Annotated in this window: 8 protein-coding genes; 2 read left to right on the top strand and 6 right to left on the bottom strand. The window is 26.4% G+C overall.

Annotation, left to right across the window (positions count from 1 at the left end; all coding sequences use genetic code 11):
- Positions 1-127: 127 nt before the first annotated feature.
- Both Q0V15_RS10635 and Q0V15_RS10630 read right to left on the bottom strand, forming a co-directional pair.
- A complete protein-coding gene (locus Q0V15_RS10635) occupies positions 128-862 on the bottom strand; it encodes a hypothetical protein (RefSeq protein WP_297438814.1) in 735 nt (244 codons plus the stop codon).
- 233 nt (positions 863-1,095) lie between these two features.
- Entirely contained in the window at positions 1,096-1,539 is a 444-nt protein-coding gene (locus Q0V15_RS10630; RefSeq protein ID WP_297438813.1) for a hypothetical protein, read from the bottom strand.
- Positions 1,540-1,797: 258 nt separating this feature from the next.
- On the opposite strand from Q0V15_RS10630, the gene Q0V15_RS10625 reads away from it, so the two are divergent.
- On the top strand, positions 1,798-2,127 hold the full coding sequence (locus tag Q0V15_RS10625) for a HesB-like protein (RefSeq protein WP_297438811.1): 330 nt from the start codon (positions 1,798-1,800) through the stop codon (positions 2,125-2,127).
- A gap of 121 nt (positions 2,128-2,248) precedes the next feature.
- Here the strand turns inward: Q0V15_RS10625 and Q0V15_RS10620 are convergent, their stop codons facing one another.
- Entirely contained in the window at positions 2,249-3,037 is a 789-nt protein-coding gene (locus Q0V15_RS10620) for a GTP pyrophosphokinase family protein (protein WP_297438808.1), read from the bottom strand.
- 150 nt (positions 3,038-3,187) lie between these two features.
- On the opposite strand from Q0V15_RS10620, the gene Q0V15_RS10615 reads away from it, so the two are divergent.
- On the top strand, positions 3,188-3,916 hold the full coding sequence (locus Q0V15_RS10615) for a DUF2225 domain-containing protein (RefSeq protein ID WP_297438806.1): 729 nt from the start codon (positions 3,188-3,190) through the stop codon (positions 3,914-3,916).
- 19 nt (positions 3,917-3,935) lie between these two features.
- Here the strand turns inward: Q0V15_RS10615 and Q0V15_RS10610 are convergent, their stop codons facing one another.
- The 3 genes from Q0V15_RS10610 to Q0V15_RS10600 form a co-directional block, all read right to left on the bottom strand.
- Positions 3,936-4,628: a metallophosphoesterase gene (locus Q0V15_RS10610; protein ID WP_297438804.1), complete on the bottom strand. Its 693-nt coding sequence runs from the start codon at positions 4,626-4,628 to the stop codon at positions 3,936-3,938.
- Positions 4,629-4,650: 22 nt separating this feature from the next.
- A complete protein-coding gene (locus Q0V15_RS10605; protein WP_297438802.1) occupies positions 4,651-4,911 on the bottom strand; it encodes an EscU/YscU/HrcU family type III secretion system export apparatus switch protein in 261 nt (86 codons plus the stop codon).
- A 6-nt stretch (positions 4,912-4,917) separates the two neighbouring features.
- On the bottom strand, positions 4,918-6,727 hold a 1,810-nt coding region (locus Q0V15_RS10600; RefSeq protein ID WP_297438800.1), incomplete at its 5' end, for a hypothetical protein.

The following is a 6,727-nucleotide window of genomic DNA, read 5'->3' as shown; positions in this document are numbered from 1 at the left end:
TCGTTAAAGTTATTGTTATCAAAGGTAGACTTGTAAATATAGTTGTTAAATAAATTTTAATTATAATTTATTTAAATCCTAATTAAAGGTGATATGCAATTTGCATATCACCTTTATAGCTATATAATTATAATATTTCTTTAAAAACATTTAGAACTTTAAGTGCCTTATGTCTTCTTATTTTCTTTATATTTTTCATTTGACCAAGCTTATCAACTCGTTCAAAAGCCTTCTTAGTCATATCCATCCACTCATCTGGTACATATACATTCATTAACTCTTCCATAGGACAACTTAATAAAAACTTTTCTAGTCCAAAGAAAGAATATTCATAAATATCATGTATTTCTATAAGCTTCCCATAATCATGTGCTACATCTTCTGTTATTTCATAAGTATAAATATCACTAAAGAAAAAATTGAACTCTTCCCCTTTTACTTCAAATCCATTGCTATGTACTATTTTTATTTTTTCATTATATTCAAAATTACTTTCATATAACTTGATTATATTTTTATCTATTTCATATACAATAATCTCTGTAACATTTTCTTTTTTTGCAATTTCTTGAATATAAAACCCTAGTCCAAGACCTAAAACTCCACACTTACCATTTGCTCTTGATATAGCTTCTTTAGTTCCTTGTATTTCTTGAACTGATATACTACAAACAAGCTTACCATCCTTTTTAAGTTCTATAGGACCTTCATTTAACATCTTTCTTCTTTTATAAATATACCCATCTGTAAGCTTTGGAATATCTGAGTATATAACTTCTAAATTTTCTAATTTCCCCACCTTTATAAACTCTTTATATTCTTGTATCTTACTCTCACAAGCTTTACCACTGTATGATGTCATATTATTGCTCCTATTCTTTAATAAATTTTATAGGATAGTTAACCTTTTACTATTTAACTTTAATCCTTAAATAAAAAATATTTATAATTATTTTATTTATAAATATTATTATACCATCCAAAAATTAACTATCAATATTTTTTTCATTATACTATAAATTTCTTACATATTATTACATATGTTGTTAAAATTTTATAAATTATATCTAAACCTCCATTTTTTATTTAAAAAATCTAGTATGGAAGTAGTTTATCATTAAAATTTATAACATTATTTTTAGCTATTACTTTTTTCACTTTAAATTTTTCTAAATACATTTCCTCATTTTTTCTTCTTATCTCTTCATATCTATTAAAATTTCCAATTGTAACTTCATCTCCAAGTTCCTCAATTGTATCACGTGCTGCAAGTTTTCTTGCTAGTACTTTCCAAAAACTCACATCATCATATTTATATATAATTTCTTCATTCACTTCATAATCATATTCTGAGCAGCCTAATTCATCTAATGTTTCATCACCACATTTAGACATAAGATTATATAAAGCCTCTGATTGCTCATGAGTAAGACCACTACTTGTTTCCATAATAATATGTGCCCCTAAAAGACTCATTTCTTTTATTATTTCAAAATCACTTTTACGTAAATTTCTTAGGTTATTTATTTTAGCACTCAAAACTTATGCCTCCCTTATTATTTATCTCAATTATAATTTTACCATTATTTGGTAAAATTATAAATATATTATCTTATATTTTTTATTTTTTTGTTAACTTTTCAAAAAAAAGGAATATTTATATGTATGTTTTTTAAAATGTATATATAATATACTACTTTTATTCATTATACTATTGCTTTTATTTTTCATTATTATATAATATAATTACTTTAGTTATTAATTGATAACTAATATTAAAAGGTAGGTGTAAATATAATGGAAAAAGTTTTAATGAGCGAAGATGCTTACAACGAATTTAAGAGTTTTCTTTTAGAAAATGAAGTTACTGATTATACAATAAGATTAGATTTAGCTGGTTACGGATGTAGTGGTCCAGCATTCAATATAAGTGTTGACTCAAAGCTTGATGGAGATATAGAACAACAAGTTAAAGATATTACTTTCATAATAGAAGAAGGATTAATCGCCGATTTCGGTGGATTTAAAATTCTTTCATCATCAGAGAATGAAGGAAATGGTTTAGCTCTTAAACCTTTCATTGAAGCAGAAGGCGGATGTGGAAGTTGTAGTGGTGGATGCCACTAATCCTAGATAGTAAAGTAAACTATTTTAGATTTTAATTGCAAAAAGACGTATCAATTTTAAATTGATACGTCTTTTTTATTTATTAATATTTAAATTTAGTCTTTTGATATAAGCTGTTATCTTACTTATATCTATCAATATCTCTTTGTATATTAATTAATAAATTACTAAGTTCTGAAACTTCACTTTCTTCTATAAGCTTATTTAACAACATTTGATATCGTGATGCTTCACCAGTTCTTCCAAGTGATATTAAAGTTAAGATACTATTCATAACATTTGTTATAATTTCTGATTTAACTTCAAACAATTTTTGAGCATCTTTTATTTCATCTTTTATTTCAAGCATTTCTTCATCTAGCATAAAAGCTGCATCTGCTGCTTTTTTAAGTTTGCTTTTTATATCTATCGGTACATTCTTTTTATATTTATAATTTAGTGAATGTTCTATTGTTGCCCAGAAATTCATTGCTAGTGTTCTTATTTGGAACTCTGCTAGTATAATTCTCTGCCCCTCGGCTAGATTCACTGGATATTTAATAACAACATGGTAACTTCTATAACCACTGTCTTTAACATTTCTAACATAGTCTTTTTCATATAATACAGTCATATCTTTTCTATTACGAAGAAGTTCTATAACACTATCAATATCATCAACAAACTGGCACATTATCCTTATACCAGATATATCCTCCATCTCATACTGAAGTCTATCAACAGGAATGTTATATTTATTAGCTTTTTCTAGTATACTAGAAACCTCTTTAACCCTACCTGTTACGAATTCTATAGGTGAATATTCATTTCGTCGTCTGTATTCTTTTCTAATACTTCTTAATTTAACCTTTAGCTCTTCAACTGCCTGCTCATAAGGAGTTAAAAACTGCTTCCAATTTTTTACAGCCAAATTCTCACCCTCTTTATATATCTTACAATACAAAACTTACCAAGTTATAAGTTCTACTTTTTTTATTATAGCAAAAATAACACTAAAACAGAATATTTTCTGGACGATAATCATATTATTATGAGTTATGACTAGAAAGGATGAAGATATATGACTAATTTACCTAATCAAAATAAAAAAAATACTACTCTATCAATTGAAGACGAAAAAAAACTTTTATTTAATAAAACAATCCATTGTCCTGTTTGTGAAAGTATCTTCAAGACAAAAACTGTTAAAGTAAATGCACCTAGAATTGAAAGTAAAGATTCTGATTTTTTTATAAGATATAAAACAATAAATCCTTATTTTTATGATGTTACAGTTTGCCAAAAATGTGGTTACTCTGCACTTAAAATAGATTTTGACCATATTCGTGAAAAGCAAAGAGAATTTGTACTAAAAAGCATTACTCCTAAATGGTCTGAAACAACATATCCTGATATTTTTGATGTTGATATAGCTATAGATAGATATAAATTAGCTCTTATAAATGCTCTTACCATAAAGAAAAAGCCAAGTACAATAGGTATGATTTGCCTTAAGATTGCTTGGATGTATAGACTTAAAAGAAATGATACTTCCGAACTTTTATTTATAGAAAAAGCTTTTAATAGTTTTGATAGTGCTTTCTTTAATGAACAACTTCCTGTTTATGGTATGCAAAAATCTACCTTACTATATTTACTTGCTATACTTGAATATAAATTAAAACGCCCAGATGATGCACTTCGAAAGCTCTCTGAAGTTCTTATAGATGACACTGCACCGCATAGGCTAAAAGAGTTAACACGTGATTTAAAAGATTTAATTAAAATAGATAAAAAAAGAGCTGAATAAATTTATTCAGCTCTTTTTCTTATTCTAATATTTTAAGTGGTTTAAAATCTATAAAATCACAACTTGTTAAAATATATTCTATTCCATCTCTTTCTTCATTTAATACCCACGCTTCATTTGCATTATGAAGATGACCATATATAACTTTTGAAACATTATATTCTTTAAATATTTCTGTAAAATCTGAATCTTTAAGCGTTTCACTTGTTGATGGATAATGTATCATTACTATTATTTTCTCAAAACCTTTTTTCTTAGCTGCATCAAGAGATAATCTAAGTCGTATTTTTTCTCTCTCAAATATTTTTTTATCATGTTCTGTGAATTTTCTTTGTGTACCTTCAACAATCCAGCCTCTTGTTCCACAAATTGCAATATCTCCATATGAATAGAAGTTATTTTGTATAAAATCCATATCACCATATAATGCATTAAGTTTTGTTATACTAGTCCACCAATAATCATGGTTTCCTCTTATTAAAATCTTTCTCCCTGGTAGATTATGTATCCACTCAAGATCAAGCTTACTATCTTCTTGTCCCATAGACCAAGAAATATCTCCTGCAATTAGTACAGTATCCTCTTCTTTTACTATTTCAATCCAATTTTCTTTTATCTTCTCATGATGTCTTTCCCATTTTGGTCCAAATATCCCCATTGGTTTATCAACATTTAAAGCAAGATGTAAATCTGATATAGCATATAATGCCATGTATAATCTCACCCTTTCTCTTTTAACTACTTTTCTTATCTATCTCTGTTATGTATGCAATAATGCTTGCAACAGCATCATAAACCTCATAGGGTATAGTATCCCCTACTGAAACATTACAAAGTAAATCTGTTAGTTCTTTATTATAAACTATTGGGACATCATTTTCTTTTGCTGTTTCTATAATTTTATCAGCAATCTGTCCCATTCCATGAGCTGAAATAACAGGTGCATCAAAGTTTTCTTTATATTTTAAAGCTGCTGCTTTTCTTTTTTGTTCCATACTTTTCTACACCTTTCTATCAAGTCCAACAGTAACTCCATCACTGAAAAACTCTCTATAATCTGATATATTACTATCAATACTTTCTATTTTCTCACTAACAAAAATATAAGGCATAAAGCCTAATATTTCAAGTGATTTATTAAGATTCTCTTTATTCTCTTCTAATAGTTTCATACTTTTCTTATCACATTTGAGTTCTAATTTCAAATTTTTATTAGCTATTTCTATCATTCCATCAATAGTTCCATGTCTAACTGTTGCTACACTCACCACAAGTTTTAACCTACTTGAATCAAGTCCACCTTTATCTTCTCTATCATCTTTGACTATAAGCTTACAATGATACTCATCATTTAAACTTAATGGTACATCTAAATAGTAATAGTTATTATTAAAATCATTAAATAATTTAAAATCACTTATTTTATCTTTTAAAACAGACATTATAATATTTGAACTTGCATCATTTTTCATAAGTTTATCTGATAAATCCTTTAAGATATCCTTCATAACTTCTTGCTTATCTGCTAACTCAACTTTAACATTTTTAAAATCCTTAAGTAAAGTATCTATGACATTTATGTCCTTTAACTTGCTTGAAAGTTCTAATTTACTACCATCTTTTTCTATATCACTTAAACTAACATCTATATTTTTATGATTATCTTGTATTAACTTTTCTATTTCACTACTAGCCTTTGATATTATATTTTTTATAATTTCTAAATGACTTGAATCTAACTTTTCAAATTTACCAACTAATTTCTCAACTGCCGATAAAATATCTTTATTAAAATTTTCTTTTCCACTAACTTTATCTACTTTTACAAATTCAATAAGTTCTTTTAAAACATCCTTTGTTTTATTTTCAACTAATATATCATCTTTTAAACCTAATACACTATCAATATTATCTTTTAAAATATTAAGCACCTTATTTTCTTTAACTAATATATCTAGCTTTTGAATATTTTCTGAAACTTCTACACTACTGCTTGTGTTACTGCTTATATTAATATTTTTCTCTTTCTGTCCCACCTCAGCATTACTTTTACCATTCTCACTTACCTGACTATTAGTTTTATCTATCTGAATCTTTTGAATATCATTTTTATCAATCTGTTCTAAATTTTTTTCACTGTTATTAATTATCCCTTTTTCACTTACTACATCACTTTCTTTATTGCTCAATAAAGTTTTATCAACTGATATGCCTTTAATTTCATTAAAAAACTTTTCAACTTCACCAAGTTTTACATCTAAAACCTTTGTATTTATATTATTTTCTCCGTTTATATTACTTTCATTGCTTATTTTACTCGCTATATCTCTAATCGAGCTATAAATGCTCTCTCCACCTTTAAAAACATTTTTATATGAATTTATATTATCAGAATTAAAATCAATATTACCCTCTAAAAAAAGCATAATATCCTTATCTGTCATTTTTCCAAAATTATTGAAAAACTTTATCAGTTCTGACTTTGTATTTTGCTTACTTCCCTCTGTGTTTCCACCTTTTATTTCTAAATATTTTTCTATAAAACTATCTATAAGTTTAGGATTTTCACTTGCCTTGTCTCTATAATCTACAAGCATAGTAACCATTTCTATATTTTCTTTAGTAAGAGGAATATTAAAATCCATCATTTTCTCTATTATAGGTTTTTTACTAATATCTACTGATAATTTTTTTAAAATCATCTCTAAAGGGTCGCTCTTTTGCCCTGTTGCTTTATCCTGATTATTATGAATAAGTTTTAATTTTAAATTACCATCCTCAAAACCATCAAATTCAAAAGATACAAAACCA

The sequence above is a fragment of the uncultured Clostridium sp. genome, assembly GCF_947036855.1.
Lineage (GTDB): Bacteria > Bacillota > Clostridia > Clostridiales > Clostridiaceae > Sarcina.
This window is presented reverse-complemented; position numbering and strand designations above follow the sequence as displayed.

Excerpts from the sequence above, each read along its gene's own strand:
- Q0V15_RS10605 (WP_297438802.1), bottom strand. The coding sequence starts at position 4,911 with ATGGAACAAAAAAGAAAAGCAGCAGCTTTAAAATATAAAGAAAACTTT.
- Q0V15_RS10610 (WP_297438804.1), bottom strand. The coding sequence starts at position 4,628 with ATGGCATTATATGCTATATCAGATTTACATCTTGCTTTAAATGTTGAT.
- Q0V15_RS10615 (WP_297438806.1), top strand. The coding sequence starts at position 3,188 with ATGACTAATTTACCTAATCAAAATAAAAAAAATACTACTCTATCAATT.
- Q0V15_RS10635 (WP_297438814.1), bottom strand. The coding sequence starts at position 862 with ATGACATCATACAGTGGTAAAGCTTGTGAGAGTAAGATACAAGAATAT.
- Q0V15_RS10625 (WP_297438811.1), top strand. The coding sequence starts at position 1,798 with ATGGAAAAAGTTTTAATGAGCGAAGATGCTTACAACGAATTTAAGAGT.